Origin of the sequence: Tistrella arctica (assembly GCF_039630945.1) — a bacterium.
GTDB lineage: Bacteria > Pseudomonadota > Alphaproteobacteria > Tistrellales > Tistrellaceae > Tistrella > Tistrella bauzanensis.
In genome coordinates, this window is sequence record NZ_JBBKTV010000007.1 from 336,351 (window position 1) to 357,205 (window position 20,855).

16 protein-coding genes and 1 tRNA gene are annotated in these 20,855 nt (G+C 67.7%); 11 read left to right on the plus strand and 6 right to left on the minus strand.

Going from position 1 to position 20,855, the window contains the following annotated elements:
- Positions 1–94: 94 nt before the first annotated feature.
- Together WG924_RS17775 and WG924_RS17780 are read left to right on the plus strand one after the other, a co-directional pair.
- Positions 95–2,122 (plus strand): protein kinase family protein, encoded by a 2,028-nt coding sequence (locus WG924_RS17775; protein WP_345934436.1) that lies wholly within the window; start codon positions 95–97, stop codon positions 2,120–2,122.
- Between the two features lie 67 nt (positions 2,123–2,189).
- Positions 2,190–2,663, plus strand: coding sequence for a hypothetical protein (locus tag WG924_RS17780; RefSeq protein ID WP_188575031.1), 474 nt, complete (start codon positions 2,190–2,192; stop codon positions 2,661–2,663).
- Positions 2,664–2,807: 144 nt separating this feature from the next.
- Here the strand turns inward: WG924_RS17780 and rpoH are convergent, their stop codons facing one another.
- Positions 2,808–3,731, minus strand: coding sequence for an RNA polymerase sigma factor RpoH (rpoH, locus tag WG924_RS17785; protein ID WP_345934554.1), 924 nt, complete (start codon positions 3,729–3,731; stop codon positions 2,808–2,810).
- Positions 3,732–4,231: 500 nt separating this feature from the next.
- Positions 4,232–5,530 carry an RluA family pseudouridine synthase gene (locus tag WG924_RS17790; RefSeq protein ID WP_345934437.1) on the minus strand — a complete coding sequence of 433 codons (1,299 nt, stop codon included), beginning with the start codon at positions 5,528–5,530 and terminating at the stop codon, positions 4,232–4,234.
- A 36-nt stretch (positions 5,531–5,566) separates the two neighbouring features.
- Between WG924_RS17790 and WG924_RS17795 the strand changes: the two genes are divergently transcribed.
- The 8 genes from WG924_RS17795 (at position 5,567) to WG924_RS17830 (ending at position 13,184) form a co-directional block, all read left to right on the plus strand.
- On the plus strand, positions 5,567–6,061 hold the full coding sequence (locus WG924_RS17795; protein ID WP_345934438.1) for a hypothetical protein: 495 nt from the start codon (positions 5,567–5,569) through the stop codon (positions 6,059–6,061).
- Complete coding sequence (locus tag WG924_RS17800) at positions 6,058–6,567, plus strand: M67 family metallopeptidase (RefSeq protein WP_345934440.1); 510 nt, start codon at positions 6,058–6,060, stop codon at positions 6,565–6,567. Before WG924_RS17795 ends, WG924_RS17800 begins: the two co-directional genes overlap by 4 nt.
- 100 nt (positions 6,568–6,667) lie before the next feature.
- On the plus strand, positions 6,668–8,344 hold the full coding sequence (locus WG924_RS17805) for a class I SAM-dependent RNA methyltransferase (RefSeq protein WP_345934441.1): 1,677 nt from the start codon (positions 6,668–6,670) through the stop codon (positions 8,342–8,344).
- Complete coding sequence (locus WG924_RS17810; RefSeq protein WP_345934442.1) at positions 8,341–9,408, plus strand: threonine aldolase family protein; 1,068 nt, start codon at positions 8,341–8,343, stop codon at positions 9,406–9,408. Before WG924_RS17805 ends, WG924_RS17810 begins: the two co-directional genes overlap by 4 nt.
- A 131-nt stretch (positions 9,409–9,539) precedes the next feature.
- Positions 9,540–9,615 (plus strand) — tRNA-Glu (locus WG924_RS17815).
- A gap of 237 nt (positions 9,616–9,852) precedes the next feature.
- A complete protein-coding gene (locus WG924_RS17820) occupies positions 9,853–11,370 on the plus strand; it encodes a malonate--CoA ligase (RefSeq protein ID WP_345934443.1) in 1,518 nt (505 codons plus the stop codon).
- A gap of 66 nt (positions 11,371–11,436) precedes the next feature.
- The gene (locus tag WG924_RS17825) at positions 11,437–12,201 is read left to right on the plus strand and encodes a DsbA family oxidoreductase (RefSeq protein ID WP_345934444.1); all 765 of its coding nucleotides are present in this window, start codon (positions 11,437–11,439) and stop codon (positions 12,199–12,201) included.
- Between the two features lie 20 nt (positions 12,202–12,221).
- On the plus strand, positions 12,222–13,184 hold the full coding sequence (locus WG924_RS17830) for a DMT family transporter (protein WP_345934445.1): 963 nt from the start codon (positions 12,222–12,224) through the stop codon (positions 13,182–13,184).
- Positions 13,185–13,211: 27 nt separating this feature from the next.
- Here WG924_RS17830 and WG924_RS17835 read toward each other — a convergent pair whose 3' ends face one another.
- A complete protein-coding gene (locus WG924_RS17835) occupies positions 13,212–14,144 on the minus strand; it encodes an AEC family transporter (RefSeq protein WP_345934447.1) in 933 nt (310 codons plus the stop codon).
- Positions 14,145–14,675: 531 nt separating this feature from the next.
- Between WG924_RS17835 and argC the strand changes: the two genes are divergently transcribed.
- On the plus strand, positions 14,676–15,677 hold the full coding sequence (argC, locus tag WG924_RS17840) for an N-acetyl-gamma-glutamyl-phosphate reductase (protein ID WP_345934448.1): 1,002 nt from the start codon (positions 14,676–14,678) through the stop codon (positions 15,675–15,677).
- Positions 15,678–15,803: 126 nt separating this feature from the next.
- Here argC and WG924_RS17845 read toward each other — a convergent pair whose 3' ends face one another.
- From WG924_RS17845 to WG924_RS17855, 3 genes are read right to left on the minus strand one after another with little or no spacing between them, the layout of a single operon-like run.
- A complete protein-coding gene (locus WG924_RS17845; RefSeq protein ID WP_345934449.1) occupies positions 15,804–16,916 on the minus strand; it encodes an ABC transporter permease in 1,113 nt (370 codons plus the stop codon).
- Between the two features lie 4 nt (positions 16,917–16,920).
- A complete protein-coding gene (rbbA, locus tag WG924_RS17850) occupies positions 16,921–19,674 on the minus strand; it encodes a ribosome-associated ATPase/putative transporter RbbA (RefSeq protein ID WP_345934450.1) in 2,754 nt (917 codons plus the stop codon).
- A gap of 2 nt (positions 19,675–19,676) precedes the next feature.
- Positions 19,677–20,744, minus strand: a complete 1,068-nt coding sequence (locus tag WG924_RS17855; protein WP_345934451.1) for an HlyD family secretion protein — start codon at positions 20,742–20,744, stop codon at positions 19,677–19,679.
- Positions 20,745–20,855 lie beyond the last annotated feature (111 nt).

Sequence of the window (20,855 nt, forward strand, 5' to 3'; positions counted from 1 at the left end):
TGCAGCATGGGCCGGAACCGGCTATACAAGTGTGGGGTAGAGACATGGTCCGGCGACCGGCCGGATCGGTGCTGCGGACGGGGGACGCATCGGCATGGCCGAAGCGACACAGGGCGAGGCGACGATCGTCGGCGGGCGTTATCGGGTGATGCCCGAGATCCGGCTGGAGGAGTTCGACCGGACGCATATCGAGGCCTTCGCGGTCGAGGACATGCGCGACCGCACGCGTTCGCTGATCGGGCTGGTTGCCCGCCGTGGCCGGCCGGTGCGCGACGAGTGGATGTCGGCGATCCGGCGGATCGACCAGCCGGGCCTGTTGCGGACCATCGATGGCGGGGTGGTCGACCCGGGCGACGGCCAGGGCAAGCGCTATGCGGTGATCATGGAACGCCCCCAGGGCGGCCGGGTGATGGACTGGCTGCGCGCCGAAGGCCAGAGTCTGGACGATCTGGAGATGTCGCGGCTGCTGCTGCGCCCGCTGGCGACCGCCCTGAAGGCGGTGCATGACGTCCGGACCGCCCATCGGGCGATCGCCCCCGACAACCTGTATTTCGTCGACAGCGCCCGCACCCGGATCGCGCTGGGCGATTGCCTGTGCGGTCCGCCGGGCGAAAGCCAGCCGGTGGCGTTCGAGAGCGTCGAGCGCGCGGCGGCCCATCCCGCCGGCCGTGGCGATGGCGGCCCGCGTGAGGATTTCTTCGCCCTGGGCGCCTTGTTCGCCGCGGCCCTGGCCCGCAAGGTGCCGGGTACGGAAAGCCCCGAGGCTGCCGCCGATCTGATGCTGCGCCGGCTGGAACGCGGGTCATATGTGGCATTGACCGATCGGGCGCGGTTCGGCAGCGATGTCGGCGGCCTGCTGCGCGGATTGTTGAGCGACAACGCCGAAGAGCGTTGGGGCTTCGAAGAGGTGCGCGCCTGGCTGGACGGCCGGCGCAGCATCGGCGCCATGCATTCGACCCGCCCCCAGGCGGCGCGCGCCTTCACCTTCAAGGGCGTCGATCATTCCAACACCATGAGCCTGGCGACGGCGCTGGCCCAGCACTGGCGCGAGGCCCTGCGGGTGGTGATCGAGGAAAAACTCGATGGCTGGGTGGCGCGGGCGATCGGTGACGAGCGTCGTGGCAGCATGATTGCCCAGACGATCAGCGCCGGCCGCACCGATGGCGGCGCCGGTGCCGATGCCACCCTGGCACGGGTGCTGGCGGCGCTGGACCCCGAGGGGCCGTTGAGGCTGCGCCATGTGTCGGTGATGAAGGACGGGCTGGGTACGCTGATCGCGGTGTCGTTCCTGGATGACGACCGCGATACCCGGCAGGCTCTGGCCGAGATGCTGGTGGAAGGTCTGCCGATCACGTCACTTGGGCTGGTCGACACCAACGATGCCCAGCGCCGGCGGCTGGCGCAGAGCGAGATGGCCGAGTTCATGCGGCTGCGCGGCTTCGTGGCCGAGACGATCATGGGCTTCGGCCTGGAACGGGTGCTGTATGACCTGAACCCGACCCTGCCATGCCTGAGCCCGCTGGTTGCCGACGCCTATCCGCAGACCGTGCCGGCATTGCTGATGGCCCTGGACCAGCGGGCGGCCAAGGCGGGGCGGGGCACGGCACCGGTCGACCGCCATATCGCGGCGTTCATCGCCACCAAACTGGGGATTTCCTATGCCGGTGCGCTGAAGGGCGTGGTGCGCCAGGACAGCGAGGCATCGGAGCGGCTGTCGCAGTTGAACCTGCTGAGCCTGGCTCAGGAAACCCAGCCGCAGGTGCTGGTGCCGGCACTGAGCCGCTGGCTGGTGCAGCGGCTGGGGCCGGTGGTGCAGAGTTATGGTGCCAAGACCACCCGTGCCTGGATGGAGAAGGAACTGGAGCGCGCGGTATCGACCGGCAGCCTGAACGCGCTGCGTGCCATCGTCGACAACCCCGACCGGCGGATGGCCGACGATAGCGGGATGGCGGCGGCCCGCACCACCCATGCGCAATTGGGCATGGCAATGCGCCGCTATGACGAAACCCGCGCCGCCCGACGCGCCGAGGCGCAGCATTTCGGCCGTCAGGTGGCGGCGATGGTCGGCTATACGCTGTTGCTGAGCGTGCTGGCCGCGCTGACATTCGGATCGGTCGGATGAGGATGACCATCTTGCGTTCCAGAGACGGGCAGGGGCCCGGTGCCGCAACCGGCAGGGGCTGGTTCTGATGGCGAAGAAGGCCGCAGCCAAGCGCCGCGCCAAGGGCCCGGCCAAGTCGAGCGGATCGAGTTCGCGCCTGGTGGTGCTGGTGGTGATGGTGGTTCTGGCGCTGGTCGCCACACCGACCGCACTGGTGCTGGCGATCGGCATGGCGCCGTCCCTGGTGGCCCTGTTCCTGGAAAATCGCCCCGGCGCCTATACCACGAAATGCATCGCCGCCTGCAATCTGGCGGGTGTGCTGCCGGTGTTGCGGGATTTGTGGCTGGGCGGCCACCTGCTGTCGCAGGCCCGGATGCTGGTGGGTGACCCGCTGGTCTGGTTGCAGATGTACGGGGCGGCCGGTGTCGGCTGGTCACTGGTGTGGCTGGCACCGCTGGTGGCGGGCGTGCTGGCCGATGCGGCCCATGACCGCGCCATCGTCAAGCTGCGGAGCCGGCAGGAAAAACTGCGGGAAGAATGGGGCGACGAAATCGGGTCGTGAGGCGATCGGGCCGTGACGGCAAAGCTGGCGCCGGGACGATTTGGATGGGTGAATTCGCAGACGGTGCCTAGGATGCATGCTGCGCTGCAGCGTCGATTCGGCGGATCTGCTGAAAGCTTAGGCAGATCCGCCGATATCTGATCGTCAATGGCGCAGAGCCGGCGTGGGAAGAATGGGTGTACGACCCATTTCACGTTTGGTTTCGCGCTTCACCCAGCGGCTGACCTTTTCAAGCGCCCGCGCCTCGATCTGCCGGACGCGTTCGCGGCTGATGCCGTAAACCTGGCTCAGATCCTCCAGTGTCGCCGGCGCTTCGATCAGGCGCCTGCGGTTGAAGATGTCACGTTCCCTGTCGCCCAGGCTGGCGACGGCGTTGGCGATCAGGCTGCGCGCGCGGCCGCTTTCCTGCTGGTCGGCGAGGGTGGTTTCCTGGTCGTCTTCAGGGCTTTCCAGCCAGTCCTGCCATTCGGTATCGGCTTCCTGGCGCACCGGCTCGTTCAACGAGCTGGCGATGCCATCCAGATAGCGTTCCATCGCGACCACGTCGCCCGGCTCGACATCCAGCTTCTCGGCAATGATGGCAACCTGATCGTCGTTCAGGCCGGCCTCGCCGATGATGTCCAACTCGCTCTTCACCCGGCGCAGGTTGAAGAACAGCCGCTTCTGCGACGCCGTGGTGCCCATGCGGACCACCGACCACGAACGCATGATGTATTCCTGAATGGCGGCCCGGATCCACCAGATGGCATAGGTGGCAAGCCGGAACCCGCGATCGGGATCGAAACGGTGCACCGCCTGCATCATGCCGAGATTTCCCTCGGAGATCAGATCCGCGAGCGGCAGCCCATAGCCGCGATAACCCATCGCAATCTTCGCCACCAGACGGAGATGGCTGTTGACCAACTGGTCCGCAGCACGTACATCACCCTGGTCGCGAAAGCGACGCGCCAGACGCTGCTCCTCGGACAGTTCCAGGACCGGATAGCGGCGGATCTGTTGCAGATAGGGGCCGAGGCCGGCGTCGAACATGTTTTGACGACCGACGGTGCGGGGCGTGCGTGAAGCCATGGCACATGCCTCCTCTCGACTGACCACGCGGGCGGAAGCCCGCGGGCCGGGTCTGGCCGCGCCGTGGATCGGGCGACCGGTGCGGAGCCTTGTCACCCGCAGGATGCGGGGCTGGTCCGTCTGACCCGTCGCCGGAGTGCGATGCAAGCATCGCGCCAATTCTGGCGGTCGTGACCCGTTAACTTTTTGAACCACATTGGGAACGGTTACACGAAGCAGCCGCTCCATTCCTACGCTGGACGTCCACGAACCAGTGCGGACGCGACGCCCGGCTGGACGCCATGCGCGGCCTGGGCCGCCGAAAGCTCGAACTCCGTGATCTGTCGCTGTTAAGCAGCCAACTGATCAAACCAGACCTGGTTCCCACCCGGTTGTGGTCACCGCGTGTCCATATCGGGGCGGCGAGTGGCCATGAGCGCACTGGACATGTCCGCCCTGGCCAGGTGCCCGACGCCCCGTTATCAAAACTCTAGTCGGTGACGGCGTTAACGTCCATCACTTTAGAAGAAGTCTAAACTCTCAAGATGCTGCCGCATATCGGCTGGCAGCGGGCTTTCGAATCGCAAATTGCGACCCGTGATGGGATGCACGAAGCCCAGGCGGCGCGCGTGCAGCGCCTGACGGGGAAAGCGGCACAGCGCCTGGATCCGCGGATCCTCCATCCGCTGCAGCCGGGCGGGGCTGCGGCCATAGACCGGGTCGCCAACCAGCGGGTGGCCGATATGGGTCAGATGGACCCGGATCTGATGGGTGCGTCCTGTTTCAAGACGGCAGTCCAGAACCGAGGCGAAGGGCTCTTCGCCCAGCGCCTCCAGACCCACGGTGTTGGCGATGCGATAATGGGTGACAGCGGGCTTGCCGCCGCGGGTCACCACACTCATCCGCTGGCGCTCCACCGGATGGCGGCCGATATTGCCCTCGATCCGGCCCGGATCGACCCCGGGCACACCCCAGACCACGGCGGTATAGGCGCGGCGAATGGTGTGTTCGGCGAATTGACGGGCCAGCGCCAGATGGGCCGCATCGGTCTTGGCGAACACGATCAGCCCGCTGGTGTCCTTGTCGATGCGGTGAACCACACCCGGCCGGGTGGGGGCGCCGATCGACGACAGCCGTCCCTGGCCATGGGCCAGCAGGCCCGAGACCAGCGTGCCCCGGTCGTTGCCGGCGCCGGGATGGACCACCAGTCCGGCAGGCTTGTCGACCACGATCAGCCATTCATCCTCGAACACGATGTCCAGCGCCATCGGCTCGGGTTCGAGCGTTCCGTCTTCGGGCGGCGGAACCGTCACGGTCAACGACTGGCCGGGCTTTACCCGCCGGGAGGGGTCGGCTATCGTCGCGCCGTCGAGTGTCACCCGTCCGTCGCGGATCAGACCCTGGACGCGTCCGCGCGACAGCGACGGCGCGGCATGGGCCAGCAGCCGGTCGACGCGTTCCTCGACGAAGCCCGCCGGCAGGGTGATATCGACCACGCCACCCAGAACGGCCGCAGATTCCAGTGCCGAAAGCTCGTCATCATCCAGCGCCGTGTCGTCGTCATCGAAGATGGCGGGCAAGGTGTCGCCATCTTCATCCGCGGCGGCATCATCGGCGCCGGATGGGGACGCGACAGCACCGGTATCGGGCCGGGCATCGGCATCGGGCCGGGCATCGGCATCGGGCCGGGCATCGGCATCGGGCCGGGCATCGGCATCGGGCCGGGCATCGGTATCGGGCCGGGCATCGGGATCAAGGCCGGTTTCGGCGTCAGGGCCGGGCCGGGGCCGGTGTGGCCGGCTGGTGTCGCGTCCGCTCAAAACCGTCAACTCCCTCGGGGATCGGGATCATACACTATGCAGGAACAGTCGCCCGAGTCGATCGAACAGCGCATGACCCGCATTCTGAAGCGGGTGATCATCGGGCTTGGCATCGCCATCGCCATCGTCGGTGTCGGCATAGGTGTGCTGATATACCAGCGCAGCGTGGCAAACAAGGACGATAAGGCCGGCCTGCCGGTGGCGGCCGACCAGACACAGGCGCCGGCGGCACCGGCCGCACCGGCCGAGGCCGCCCCCGCAGTGCCGGCGCCATCCGCTGTAACGCCTGCCATGCCGGGGCGGATCGCCGGCGATTTCGACGCGGCGCGCCCACCCATGGCACCGGCGCGGGGGGCCGAAGGGCCGGCCTTGCTGCCCGGCGAGCGTGTGGTGACGGTGGCCGCCGCCGGCGAGGACGTGATGATGGTGGCCGAAGGTGAGGGCGGTGCCCAGGTTCTGGTGGTGATCGACCGGAGCAGCGGCCTGCTGATCCGCCGGGTGCCACTGAACGCCGCCGCCGCCGGCCGATGACCGGGGCGGAGACGGTGTCGGGGGCTGTGGCGCGATCGCGGGTTGAGATCGACCCGGCGGCGATGCGTGCCGTTGCCGATACGGTGGAGGCGGCCTATCCGGGCGAAGGCTGCGGGCTGCTGCTGGGCCGGATCGTCGATGGGGCGGCCGTGATTGAACGCGCGGCGGCCTCGGTCAATCTGGCGCCGGACCCGCTGCGCGCGTTCGAGATCGACCCCGGCCTGCGCCTGCGGTCGCAGCGCGAGGCCCGCGCCGGCGGCCTTGCCGTGATCGGGCTCTATCACGGACACCCGGACATGGCGGCCAGCCCGTCGGCCGCCGATCTTGCCGGTGCCTGGGAGGCCGGGCTGGTGTGGATGATCCTGCGGGTCGAGGATGGCCAGATGATCGAGGCCCGATGCTGGCAACTGGCGGCAGATGGCAGTTGCTTCGTCGAGCGGCCATGGAGTGTGGGGCGTGGCCGGGCCGTGGCCTATGGTCCACCCCGCGCGGTTGAACCGGGATGACCGCGGATATCGTGGACCGCGACAGAATTGGCCCTGTGATGTACAGGCATGCGACAACAAGCAGAACGATCAGATCCTTCAGATAATAAAGAGAGCGTGTGTGGACGAGGATCGCGACGACGAGGCGGAAGACCGGGAAGACGAGACCGGCTCCGATGACGATGATGGCGGCCCGGCGGGCTTGCGCGCGGGCGACGAGATCGAGGTCGAGATCACCGCGCTGGGCAGCCATGGCGATGGTATCGGCGAGCATGACGGCCGGCCGGTCTTCGTCAGCCATGCCCTGCCGGGCGACCGGGTGCTGGCCGCGGTGGACGCGGTGGAGCGCGACCGCATCCGGGCACGCTGGCTGGAACTGATCACCCCGGGCCCGGTGCGCGTCGAGCCGCCATGCCCGTATTTCGGCCCCTGCGGTGGGTGCTCGCTGCAGCATATGGCGCTGCATGACTATCGCGGCTGGAAGCGCGGCCTGGTGGTCGACATTCTGGCCCGCAACGGCTTTGCCGATACGGTGATCGCGCCGATGATCCCCGGTGAGCCGGGAGAGCGCCGCCGCACCGCCTGGAAGCTGCGCGCCACCGCCCGCAAGGCCGTGGTCGGCTATGCCGAGGCCGGCAGCCGCCATGTCGTCGATGTCGAGCACTGCATGCTGCTGGTGCCGGAACTGGATGCGCTGATCGGCAAGCTGCGCCGGTTCATGACCGCGGCCGGCGAGGGCGAGGCGCCGATGGCGGCCGGTGATGCCGACCGTTATCCGACACCGGCCGATTTCCGCGATGCCCATGCCGAGGCCACCGATGGCGGCATCGATCTTGTGGTGACGCTGGCCCGGGCCCCGGACGGCGCCGGATTGCAGGCCCTGGCGGCCTTTGCCGAAACCGCCGATCTGGCGCGCATCTCGTGGCGGCCCGAGCCGGAGGCGGCGCCGGAACCGGTGTCGAGCCGCGGCGGCAAGGGCCGGGGCGGTGCGCGGCGCGGCCCCGCCCGTGGCGGGCCGCGTGCCGGCAGCAATCCGATGATCATGGCCGAACCACAGGTGGTGGTGCGTCGGCGCCCGGCCTTCGTGCACCGTGGCGGCGTGCAGGTGGAGCCGCCGCCTGCCGGCTTTGCCCAGGCGACCCATGCGGGCGAAGAGGCTCTGATCGGCTTCGTGATGGGCGTTTTCGGCAGTCTGGCCGAAAGCGGCGGCACGATCGGCGATTTCTATGCCGGGTCCGGCACCTTCGCCCTGGCGCTGGCCCATCGTGGCGCCAAGGTGATCGCGGCCGAGGTGGAAGGGCCGGCCCTGGATGCCCTGACCCGTGCCGCGGCCGGTGCGGGCCTGTCCGACCGGGTGACGATCGAGCCGCGCGACCTGATGCGCTGGGCACCGTCGGCTCGCGAGCTCGGCGTTCTGGACGGGGCGGTGTTCGATCCGCCGCGTGCCGGCGCGCGCGCGCTGGTCGAGGAGCTGGCGCGATCGGGCGTGCCGCTGGTCGCGGCGATTTCCTGCAACCCGGTCACCTTTGTCCGCGACGCCAGAATTCTGGCGGCGGCGGGCTATCGGCTGGTGCGGGTGATGCCGGTCGATCAGTTCCTGTGGTCGCGGCATGTGGAACTGGCGGCAGAATTCCGGCTTGACCCTGCGGCCGCATCGGCCCGCATCCAGACCGGACGCGACCGGGTGCGCGACGATCCGCATGCCCCGCCGCGCGGGCGCAGGCCTGGGGCTGCATCCGGCAACCGTCCGGCAGGACCGGCCAGCGGACCTGCGGGCAAAGCAAGAGGAACGCGATGAATTTCCACAGCGATCACGTCGTCGGCGCCCACCCCAGGATCATGGAGGCGGTGGTTGCCGCCAATCGCGGGGCGGTGCCGTCTTATGGCAATGATCCGGTGTCGGCGGCGCTGGTCGAAGACCTGTCGGTGCTGTTCGGCCGCGAGGTTCATGTCTTCATGACACCCACCGGCACGGCGGCCAATGCCCTGTCGCTGGCCGGGCTCACCCCGCGCTGGGGCAGCATCTATGCCCATGCCGAGGCGCATGTCGAACTGGATGAATGCGCGGCGCCCGAATTCTATACCGGCGGCGCCAAGCTGGCGCTGGTGCCGGGCGACCATGGCCGGATGGATCTGGATCTGCTGGAAGCCCGGCTTCAGGCAGCACCCCGCGGCTTCGTTCACGCGGCGCAGCCGGCGGTGATCACGCTGACCCAGGCGACCGAGGCCGGCACGGTCTACAGCCCCGATCAGGTGCGGCGCGCCGGTGCCATCGCCGCCGCGCAGGGCATGCGGCTGCATATGGATGGCGCGCGGTTCGCCAATGCCTGCGTGCATCTGGGCGTGGCGCCGGCCGAGATCACCTGGGATGCGGGGGTGGACATCCTCAGCTTCGGATCAGCCAAGAACGGCACCATGGGCGCCGAGGCGGTGGTGGTGTTCGATCCGGAACTGGCCGAGGCGATGGCCTATCTGCGCAAGCGCGCCGGATTGCTGATCCCCAAGATGCGGTTCCTGGCGGCCCAGTTCCGCGCTTATCTGGCGGGCGATCTGTGGCTGGCGCTGGCGGGGCATGCCAATGCCATGGCCACCCGGCTGGCCCATGGGCTGCAATCGCTGCCGGGGGTGAGCCTGGCCCATCCGGTCGAGGCGAACGAGCTGTTCGTCGATCTGCCCGAGGCGGCGGTTGCCTCGCTTGAGGCGGCCGGTGCCGGTTTCTATCGCTGGGCCGATCCGGAACCCGGCATGGTGCGGGTGCGGCTGGTGACATCCTGGGCGACCGATCCGGCCGAGGTCGACCGTTTTCTCGACCATGCCTCGATCGCCGCGGCCGCGGCCAGACATGGAGAGGGCCGGCGCTGAGGCCGGGGATGTCCTGTTTTCAGAGGCTTGGTGGCCGGCTTTCAAGCCCCTGAAATCTTCGTCATCCGATCTTCATTTTTTCGCTTGCGCAGCCGGTCGGGCTCTTGTAGATATCCGCCCACACCGATGACGCCCCCATCGTCTAGCGGTCCAGGACGCCGCCCTCTCACGGCGGAAACAGGGGTTCGATTCCCCTTGGGGGTACCAATCCTCAGGTGTCATCAGCGAAACGCCGCGCGGATCTTATGATCCAGCGCGGCGTTTCGCGTTTAGACCTGCGGCTGGTCTTGTCGTCATCTTGGGCAGGACAGCGGGTGCCGGGCGAAGACCCGAGCGGAACCGGCTTCGGGCACAGATCACAGTGCTTTGCCTTGTCTGCATCGCAGCCCGGTCCTATCGTGCGCACTCTGGCCCGCAATTGACGACGCATGAGGAGACAGCGCGGTGAGCGACAATCTCTACGCCCGCATCCGGGCACGGTTTCCGGCCGATCTTGCCCGGCCGATGCTGTACCGTCCCGATGGCAGCATGCTGACCTATGGCGATGCCGACCGGATTTCGGGTCAGGTGGCCGGGCTTCTGGATGCGCTGGGTGTGGGCGTGGGCGACCGGGTGGCCGTGCAGGTCGACAAGTCGCCGATGGCGCTGATGCTGTATCTGGGCTGCCTGCGGCGGGGCGCGGTCTATCTGCCGCTCAACACCGCCTATAAGCCGGCCGAGCTGGACTATTTCATCGACAATGCCGAGCCGCGGCTGGTGGTGTGCCGGCCCGAAGCCGAGGCGGCGGTGCGCGCGATCATCGGTCAGCGCGATATCGCGGTCGGCACGCTGGATGGCAGCGGCGATGGTGCCTTTGCCGACCGGGTTCGCGCCCAGCCGGGCGGGTTCGCGCCGGCGGCGCGCACGGGCGACGATCTGGCGGCGATCCTGTATTCGTCGGGCACCACCGGCCGCCCCAAGGGCGTGATGCTGTCGGGCGACAATCTGTGGAGCAACGCCGAAACCCTGGTCGATGCCTGGGGCTTCACCGACCGCGACGTGCTGCTGCACATGCTGCCGATCTTCCATACCCATGGCCTGTTCGTGGCCACGCATTGCGTGCTGCTGGCGGGGGCGGCCATGCTGTTCGAGCCGAAATTCGATGCGGCACGGGCGCTGGCGCTGATGCCGCGCGCCAGCGTGATGATGGGGGTGCCGACCTTCTATGTCCGCCTGCTGGCCGAGACCGGGCTGACGCGGGAGGCGACCCGCCATATGCGGCTGTTCGTCTCGGGCTCGGCACCGCTGCTGCCCGAGACGTTCCAGCGCTTCGAGGCCGTCACCGGCCATCGGATCCTTGAACGCTATGGCATGACTGAGACCAATATGAACACCTCGAACCCGCTGGATGGCGAACGCCGGCTGGGCACGGTGGGCCGGCCGCTGCCGGGGGTGGATCTGCGCGTCACCGGCGAGGATGGCCAGCCGGTGACGGCCGGCGCCGCCGGCATGATCGAGCTGCGCGGCCCAAACGTGTTCAAGGGCTATTGGCGGATGCCCGACAAGACCGCCGAGGATTTCACCGCCGACGGCTTCTTCCAGAGCGGCGATATCGGCCAGATCGACGGCGATGGCTATGTCTCGATCGTCGGCCGGGCCAAGGATCTGGTGATTTCGGGCGGGTTCAACGTCTATCCGAAGGAAGTCGAACTGGTCATCGACCGCATCCCGGGCGTGGCCGAAACGGCGGTGATCGGTGTGCCCCACGCCGATTTCGGCGAGGCGGTGGTGGCGATCGTGGTCCGCGAGCCGGGCGCCGATACCCCGGACGAGGCGGCCGTGCTGGCGGCGACGCATGAGGCGCTGGCCAATTTCAAACAGCCGAAGCGGGTGCTGTTCGCGGCCGATCTGCCCCGCAATGCGATGGGCAAGGTGCAGAAGAACCTGCTGCGCGATGCCCATCGCGACCTGTTCAAGGCCTGACCTACCGCGCCGAACAGCTTGCATCGCGGGGCGAAGCGGCGCATCAACCGGTTATGAAGGCCATCCGTGGTCCAGCCATATGTCAGCCAGAAAGGCACCGACGCCATGCGCATCGACGTGATTTCCGACACCGTCTGCCCCTGGTGCTTCATCGGCAAGCGCCGGCTGGAGGCGGCCCTTGAGATGTTCGCCGACCGCCCCGACGCGGTGCCGGTGGATGTGCGCTGGCACCCGTTCCAGTTGAACCCGGCGATGCCGCGCGAGGGCGCCGATCGGGCCGGCTATCTGGCCGCCAAATTCGGCGGGCCGGAGCGGGCGGCGCAGATCTATGGCCGCATCCGCGCGGCCGGTGCCGAGGTGGGCCTGGACCTGGACCCCGAACGCGCCAAAGTGATGCCCAACACGCTGGACAGTCACCGACTGCTGCACCGCATGCAGATGCGCGACGAGACCCTGAGCGATGGCGCCGGGCGCGGTGACCGCACCGCCGAGGCATTGTTCCGCGCCTTTTTCGGCCAGGGCCGCGATATCGGCGATCCGGCGGTTCTGGCCGAGATCGCCCGCGCGGTCGATCCGGCCGATAGCGGTGCCGCCGCCTATCTGGCAACGGATGAGGACCGCGACATGCTGGCGGCGGCCGATGCCCATGCCCGCGAGATCGGCATCGATGGCGTGCCCTGCTTCATCATCGATGGCCGCTGGGCGGTGATGGGGGCGCAGGCGCCGGAGCAGATGCTGGCGGCCCTGGTGCGGGCGGCAACGAACACCACGGCTGGTGGCGTCGACGACAGCGGCGACGACGCCATGTCGGAAGACGGCCAGAGCTGCTGACGCCGGACCCCGCGCACGCCATGACCACCGATCAGACCGGCCACGACCGGCGGACCGCCGGCCTGCGGCTGAAGGCGCCCCTGCTGCTGCTGTTGTTCGGCACCGTGATGGGCAGCGCCTATGCCCTGGCCCGTTTCACCACCGAGGCCGGCGTGCCGCCGCTGTCCTTCGTGTTCTGGCAATGCTTCGGCGGCTTCGTCGGCGTGTCGCTGACGGTCGCGCTGGCGCGCCGGCCGGTGGTTCTGGGGCGCCGGGCGCTGGGCTTCTATCTGGGCAACGGGCTGCTGGGGCTGACCCTGCCCTATATCGCGTCGATGCTGGCGGTGCCGCATATCGGCGCCGGCCTGCCGGCCGTGCTGATGGCCTTGTCGGCGGTGTTCACCTATCTGTTCGCGGTGCTGCTGGGCATGGAGCGGTTCCGCGCGCTGCGTGCGGCGGGGCTGGTGGCGGGGGTGGCCGGTGCGGCGCTGATCGTGATCGGCGGTCGCGGCATCGATGTCGGACCGGGGGGCGCCACCGGCATCGGTCTGGTGTTGTGGACGCTTGTGGCAACCCTGGCGCCGATGTGCACCGCCGGTGGCAACATCTTTCGCGCCCGGTTCTGGCCGGCGGGCATCGATGCCGCGGTGATGTCGGCGGGCATGCTGTTCATGGCATCGGTGACGCTGCTGCCGCTGGTTCTGATCGACGGCCTGGCCATCCCCGGCATCGGCGTGGCGGCGGGGCTGCCGGGCTGGATCCTGATCGGTCAGGGCGCGCTGACCGCCATCGCCTATCTGGCCTTCTTCGAATTGCAGCGGATCGCGGGGGTGATCTATTTCGCCCAGGTCGGCTTCATCATGACCGGCACCGGACTGGTCTGGGGCGTTCTGGTGTTCGGCGAACGCTATGGCGGCGTGGTCTGGCTGGGCGTGGGCCTGCTGGCGGCGGGCCTGCTGTTCTATAATCTGGGCCTGCGGCGGATCGCGGCCCGGGGTCGCTGATCCGCGGGCCTCAGCCGAGCGGGGCCATCAACCAAGCAGGGTCAGGGCCAGCGACACGGTTGCCACGGAACCGATCGTCGACAGCAGGATGGCGGCCGAGATCCGGCTGGTGTCCATCCGGTACTGATCGGCCAGCACGAACACCGACACCGCGATCGGCAGCGACGCCTCCAGCACCAGAACCTTGATCAGCAACGGATCCAGCCCCAGCAGCGGGCCGGCCAGCAGCAGCACCAGCAACGGATGGACCACGATCTTGAGCAGGGCCAGCGCGCCGACCTCGCTGATGCCCCGGCTGAGTGAGCAGCCGGCAAGATTGGCGCCCAGCGCGAACAGCGCGCAAGGCGCCGCCGCAAGCCCGACCAGCGTGCCATAGGCGGCCACCGGCTTGGGCAGCTCCAGGCCCGATGCGCCGAACAGGGCGCCGGCGATGATGGTCAGAATCAGCGGGTTGAACAGCAGGCCGCGACCGATCTTGACCAGAGCGCGTTTCAGGCCGCCGCCGGCTGCCCGTTCGCCTTCGATCAGCAGGACGCTCAACCCCATCATCAGCACGTGATCGAGCACGATGATGGTCATGGCTGGTGCTGCGGCATCGGGGCCGAAGGCGAAGATCACCAGCGGCAGGCCCATATAGCCGACATTCGAAAAGGTGGCCGCCAGCCCGCGGATGCCGGCCACGGCGCCGCCGCCGCCGAACAGCGCCCGGCCACCCAGGCTGGACAGGGCATAGACGATCAGCCCCGCGCCGTAATAGGCGGCGATCAGTTTCGGATCGAGCAACTGGCCGAGCGGGACATCCGCCACCTTCACGAACAGCAGCGGCGGCAGCGCCACCCAATAGGTGAACCGGTTCAGCCCGGCCAGCCCGGCCGCATCGATGAACCGTCGGCGGCCGACGAACCAGCCGGTCAGGATCACCGCGAAGAACGGCAGGCAAACGTCGATCAGGATCTGCATGCGGATGGACTCTGCCGGTGGCGGGGAGGAGAGGGGCGACGACTGGCGGGGCGATCCTGACCGGCGTCGAACGACTTGGCAAGCCCACCCACGCCGTGCGCGCGCCTGGCCGCCATGCACTCGCCGTGCAAGCGACTTGACAGGCCGGGCCCTGAGACCGGATAGTTGATCCAGGTTGAATGATCCTGGCGCCGGATCGATCGGGCCGTTCCGCGATGGGGGATTGCGGGCCGGTTTGCGCTTCCGGCACCTCTGGTGGTCCGTCTTCTGTACCGAGACGCGGGTTCGCGCATGGCCCGCTATCGGCCTTCCGTTCACGAGCACCTTTAACGGGCGGGCTTTGGCCCGCCCATTTTTTTGAATCGGGGCAGGGGGCGGCTTCGGCCCGCCGGCTTTTCTGGCATGCCTGCCGGCATCGGGGGGCGGGCATGCGCGCGCCGCGTCTCGCATGACGCCTGCGCCTGCGATATAGTGCGCGCCGCCGGTGGTGCGCCGCCGGCATCTCCAACTCTTGCAGGAGCGGCCCATCCCATGAGCGGCAAGCCCACCGTATTCATCGACGGCGAGGCCGGCACCACCGGTCTGCAGATCCGTGCGCGGCTTGAGGGGCGTGACGATCTCACGCTGGTCTCGATCGCCCCGGACCGTCGCAAGGATCCGGAGGAACGGCGACGGCTGCTGAACGAGGTGGATGTGGCGGTGCTGTGCCTGCCCGATGCCGCCGCGATCGAAAGCGTGTCGCTGATCCGCAATCCGGCCGTGAAGGTGCTGGACGCATCCACCGCGCACCGCACCGCACCGGATTGGGTGTATGGTTTTCCGGAATTGCTGCCGGCGCAGCGCGCTGCGGTCGCGGCCGCCAGCCGCGTCTCGAACCCCGGCTGCTACCCGACCGGCTTCACGGCCCTGGTGCGGCCGCTGGTCGATACGGGGCTGATCGCCGCCGATGCGGCCCTGACGGTGAACGCGGTCTCGGGCTTCTCGGGCGGTGGCCGGCAGATGGTCGAGGATTATGAGGCGGCGTCTCCCGTTGGCCGCGAGGCCGCCTATCCCTATGGCGATTATGCCCTGACCCTGGAACACAAGCACCTGCCCGAAATGGCGGTCTATGGCGGGCTGGATCAGTCGCCGCTGTTCGTTCCGGCGGTCGGTCATTTCAAGTGCGGCATGCTGGTGCATGTGCCGCTGACCGCATCGCTGTTGAAGCCCGGCACGACCGCGGCCGATGTTCATGCGGTGCTGGCCGCGCGTTATGCGGGCGAGGGCTTTGTCGGTGTCGCACCGCAGGATGGTGGCGATTTGTTGCGTGACGGCAAGTTCCTCGACCCCCGCGCCCTGAACGGCACCAACCGGATCGAGCTGTTCGTGTTCGGCCACCAGAGCCGTGGTCAGATCCTTCTGGCGGCACGGCTCGACAACCTGGGCAAGGGGGCCTCGGGCGCCGCGGTGCAGAACCTCAACCTGATGCTGGGCCTGCCTGAGACGGCGGGCCTGGAGACGCCGTTGCCGTTGACCGACACGATCATGACCTGAGATGCAGATCCCGATCAGGTGGGCCGCCTGATCGGGATTTTCTTTGACGGACGCAAGCCCGACCGCCCAGCCGCCAGGCCAGTCACCAGGACCACGATGGCGGGGGTGCATGACCGGTGATCCCGGTTATTTGAGCGACGTGCGGAAACGGCCGAGCGAGATGGCGAACAACACCGATCCGATCGCCATCAGCGACAGGAATTGCGGCCAGACCGTGCCGAGCCCGGCGCCGCGATAGAGGATCGATTGCGCCAGCATCACGAAATGGGTGTTGGGTGCTGCCAGCATCACAGTCTGAACGATATCGGGCATGCTCTCACGCGGGGTGGTGCCGCCTGACAAGATCTGGAGCGGCAGCAGCACCAGCATCAGCAACAGGCCGAATTGCGGCATGGACCCCGCCATAGTGGCTAGGAAGATGCCGAGCGACGTTGTGGCGAACAGGTGCAGGGCGGCCCCGGCCAGGAACAGGATGAGCGAACCTTCGATCGGCACCGCCAGCAGCCCCTGGACCACGAAGACCAGGGCAAAAGCCGAGGCCGCGAGAACCACCATCCCCATCGACCAGACCTTGCTGATCATGATTTCCGAGGGCGTCACCGGCATGACCAGCAGATGCTCGATCGTGCCGTGCTCGCGCTCGCGGATCAAGGCGGTGCCGGTCAGCACGATCGACAGCATGGTGACGTTGTCGATGACGCTCATGATGGCGCCGAACCAGCTTTTGTTGAGTTCAGGATTGAACCGTGCCCGCAATGCCAGATCGACCGGCGGTGTCGCATTCCCACGATAGCGCTGAAGAAATTCGGTGATTTCGGCCGACAGGATGGTTTGGATATAGCCGGCGCCATTGAAGGCCTGGGTCATGCGCGTGGCATCGACGTTGAGCTGGATCACCGGTGCCTTGCCAGCCAGAAGGTCGGCCTGGAATTCTGGTGGAATATCAATCGCGAAGGTGTCGGAGCCCGCATCCATCCGACGGTCCATCTCAGGCGGGGTGATCGGGGTGGGTGTGGTGAAGTAGGGGGGATAGAAGGCGCCGGCGAGCCGGGCGGACAGCGGTGAGACATCCTCATCGACGATCGCGATCGCCGCCCGGTTCAGGGTCTCGGGCATGGCGGTCGCCGATGTGTAGATGGCAAGGGTGAAGGCATAGACGATCAGCACCAGAAGCATCGGATCGCGCAGCAGGCCGCGCAACTCCTTGACGCCCAGATGGAAGATGGTGGCGACATGCATTGTCCTACCTCGCCTGCTTCTTCAGCAGCAGGACACAGAGCCCTGTCAGCACTGGGATCGCGAGGGCAAGTGGCATGAGGGATGCTTGAAGATCGCCAAAGCCCAGCGCCTTTGAAAAGGTGCCACGGGCAATGGTGATGAAATGGGCGGTGGGATAGACCTGCCCGATCAGCGCGCCGATGCCTTCCAGCGACGATACCGGATCGGTCATGCCTGAAAACTGCACGGCGGGCAGGATGGTCAGCACCGATGTTCCGAAGATCGCCGCGATCTGGCTGCGCATGAAGGTCGAGATCAGAAGCCCGATACCGGTGGCCGCGGTGACGTAGAGCAGGGCGCCTGCGGCCAGGGTCCAGAAGCTGCCGGTCAGGGGCACGCCGAAGATGAAGACGGCGAGCCCGGTCAGCAGCATGAAGTTGACCATCGCCAGCCCGATATAGGGCAGTTGCTTGCCGATCAGGAATTCGAACCGGGTGACCGGGGTCACGTACATGTTGACGATGGAGCCCAGTTCCTTCTCGCGCACGACGCTCAACGCCATCAGCATGGCGGGGATCATCATCAGCAGCAGCGGGATCACCGCCGGCACCATCGCGACGAGGCTGGCGACATCGGGGTTGTATCGGAAACGGGTTTCGATGCTGAAGGCGTCGGCCGTGGCGACGCCGCGCTCTCGGGCACGTGCTGCCAGCCAATGGGCATGCATGCCCTGGACATAGCCCCGGATGGTCTCGGCGCGTTGAGGCATGGCGCCGTCGAACCAGGCGCCGATCTCCACCGGCCGGCCACGGGCGACATCGCGCCCGAACCCTTGGGGGATCTCGATCGCGAGCGAAAGCGTTCCCGCCCGCATCCGCCGGTCCAGATCGGCATGATCCAGGATCGGCGCCTGCTCGATGAAATAGCGCGACCCGGCGATATCCCGGACATAGCTGCGGCTGGTGGTGGTCTGATCGCGATCGAGCACCGCGAAGGTCAGATTCTCGACATCCATGTTGATGCCATAGCCGATGATGAACATCAGCAGCATGCTGCCGACCAAGGCGAGCGTGGCGCGGATCGGATCCCGGCGCAGTTCCAGACTTTCACGGCGGGTGTAGCTGAACATGCGGCGCGGATCGAAGACGCGCCGCAGCCGGGATGGCGCCGGCGCGTCGGCGGCCCCCGCCGCGCCATCTCCGATCGTCCCGGCGATGGTCGCGTCCGCCGCGTCGTCCGTTGCCGCCCCGGCGCCGGCGTCTTCCAGGACGGCAACGAACGCCTCTTCCAGCGTGGCCGTGTTACGCATGCGCCGGATGTCCGCCGGCCGGTCGCTGACGAGAACCCGGCCGGCATGCATCAGCGAGATGCGGTCGCAGCGCTCGGCCTCGTTCATGAAGTGGGTCGAGATGAAGATCGTCACCCCGTCCTGCCGCGCCAGATCGACCAGGATCTGCCAGAAGCCGTCGCGCGCCACCGGATCGACGCCCGATGTCGGCTCGTCCAGGATCAGGATATCCGGGGCATGGATCATCGCCACCGCCAGCGACAGCCGCTGGCGTATACCCAGCGGCAGGCCCCCGGGCAGTGTTTCCATCACCGCATCCAGATCGAAGCGGGCCGCCATCTCGCTGACCCGCGCCGGAATGCCGTGCGGGTCCAGGCGGAACAGACGGGCGTGCAGTTCCAGATTCTGGCGGACGGTGAGTTCGGAATAGAGCGAAAAGGCCTGCGACATATAGCCGACCCTGCGGCGGATCTCGATGTCGCGCGGGTCGATATCGGCGCCGAACAGCCGTGCCCGGCCTTCCGTCGCCGGCAGCAGGCCGGCCAGCATCTTCATAGTCGTGGTCTTGCCGCAGCCATTCGATCCCAGAAAGCCGAAGATCTCACCACGGGGGATGCGGAAACTGACATGGTCGACAGCGGTGAAATCACCGAAACGCATCGTCAGCCCCTCGGCCTCGATCGCCATCTCGCCTTGGCCGGCCGCAGTTTGCGGCGGGATGTCGACTGGTCGGTAATCCTGGCGGACAGCCTCGGGCAGCAGCGCGATGAAGGCTGCGTCGAGCGTGTCGGCACCGGTTCGTTCCAGCAGCGCCGCGGGTGTGCCCGTTGCCAGCACACGGCCTCCATCCATCGCCACCAGCCAGTCGAAACGCGCGGCCTCCTCCATATAGGCGGTGGCGACGATCACGCTCATCCCCGGCCGTTCAGAGCGGATGCGGTCGATCAGATCCCAGAACTGACGGCGCGACAGCGGGTCGACGCCGGTGGTCGGCTCGTCCAGGATCAGCAGATCCGGGTCGTGGATCAGGGCACAGCAGAGCCCCAGCTTCTGCTTCATGCCCCCCGACAGCTTGCCGGCCGGCCGGTCGGCGAAGGGCGACAGGCCGGTGCTCTTCAGCAGCCGGCCGATGCGCCGGTCCCGCTCGGCCCGGTCATGGCCGAACAACCGGCCGAAAAAATCGACATTCTCGAACACGCTGAGCGTGGCATAGAGATTGCTGCCCAGCCCCTGGGGCATATAGGCGATGCGCGGGCAGGTTCTGCGCCGATGCCCGGCGTCGGCGATGTCACCACCCAGCACCTCCACCCGGCCCGACGGCACCGCGCGCCCGCCCGAGGTCAGCGCGAGCAGGCTGGACTTGCCGACACCATCAGGCCCGATCACGCCGACCATGCATCCCGACGGCACCTCCAGACACACGTCATCCAGTGCCCGCACCCGGCCAAAGGAGAGCGAAACCCGGTCGAGCCGGACGACGATCGGCTCCATGATCACTGCACCAGCGTGCCGCCGAGCGCCTTCGGCCAATCGGCATCAGGTGCTAGGCGGACATAGGCCATGCCCGGCAGACCGGTCTTTACCTGCCGGATGTATTTTTCAAGCAGGTCCGGTGCGATCCGTGCCCGGACCCGGAACATCAGCTTCTGCCGCTCGATCGCGGTCTCGACCGTTTTCGGGGTGAACTGGGCGACATCGGACACGAACGAGATTTCGGCCGGAATCACATATTGCGGTGCCGCATCCAGCACCAGCCGCACCTCGGTGCCCAATGCCACCTGTCCGACCTCGGATGTCGGCAGGAAGAAGGTCATGTAGACATCGGCCAGATCGACCATGTTGAGCACGTGGCCGCCGGCGGACAGAACCTCGCCCGGCTGGGCAACCCGGAACTGGATCCGACCGTCGCGCGGCGCCTTCAGCTCGGCATCGGCGATATCCGCGTCGATCCGCTCAAGCGTCGCGGCCGCGGCCTCCACCCCGGCTTCGGCATCGACGATGCCCGAGCGCGCGGCACCGATCGCCGCGTCGGCGGCGGCGGATTGCGCCCGTGCGGCAGCCACCGCCGCCACCATGCCCTGCAGCTTCGCCCGGTCGTCATCAAGAATCTGGTCCGAGACGCTGCCGCGTCGCGACAGCATTTCGGTGCGGCCCAGACGCTTGGCCGCAGCGTCACGTTCGGCGTTGCGCTGGGCGATCAGCGCTTCGGCCGCGGTCTTCTCGGCCTCGCGCTGAGTGACCAGGCTGCGGGCGGTCTCGACACCGATCCGCGCCCTCTGCAACTGGGCATCGGCCTCGCGGCGCTGGGCCATCAACTGGTCGGTGTCCATCAGGGCCACCGGTTGGCCGGCGACGACGAAATCGCCCTCACGCACCATGATATCCCGGATGCGGCCGGCAATGCGGGTCGAGATATCGATCTCCACCGCCTCGATCCGGCCATTGCCGGCGGCGATGCCGTCGGGCAGGCCCTCGGGCTGGAGCTGTGTCCAGGCGTACCAGCCGGCGGCGGCTGCCACCAGCCCGATCGCCACCAGGACGATCCGTGATCGCTTGGGCATGAACCTTCTCGCTTCTTTCGACGTCAGCGTGAAAAGAGGACAGATATCAGCTTCGGAGACCATGGTGCATGTCGCGCCATCGGAAATCACTGATCTTAGCCGGGTGCGACT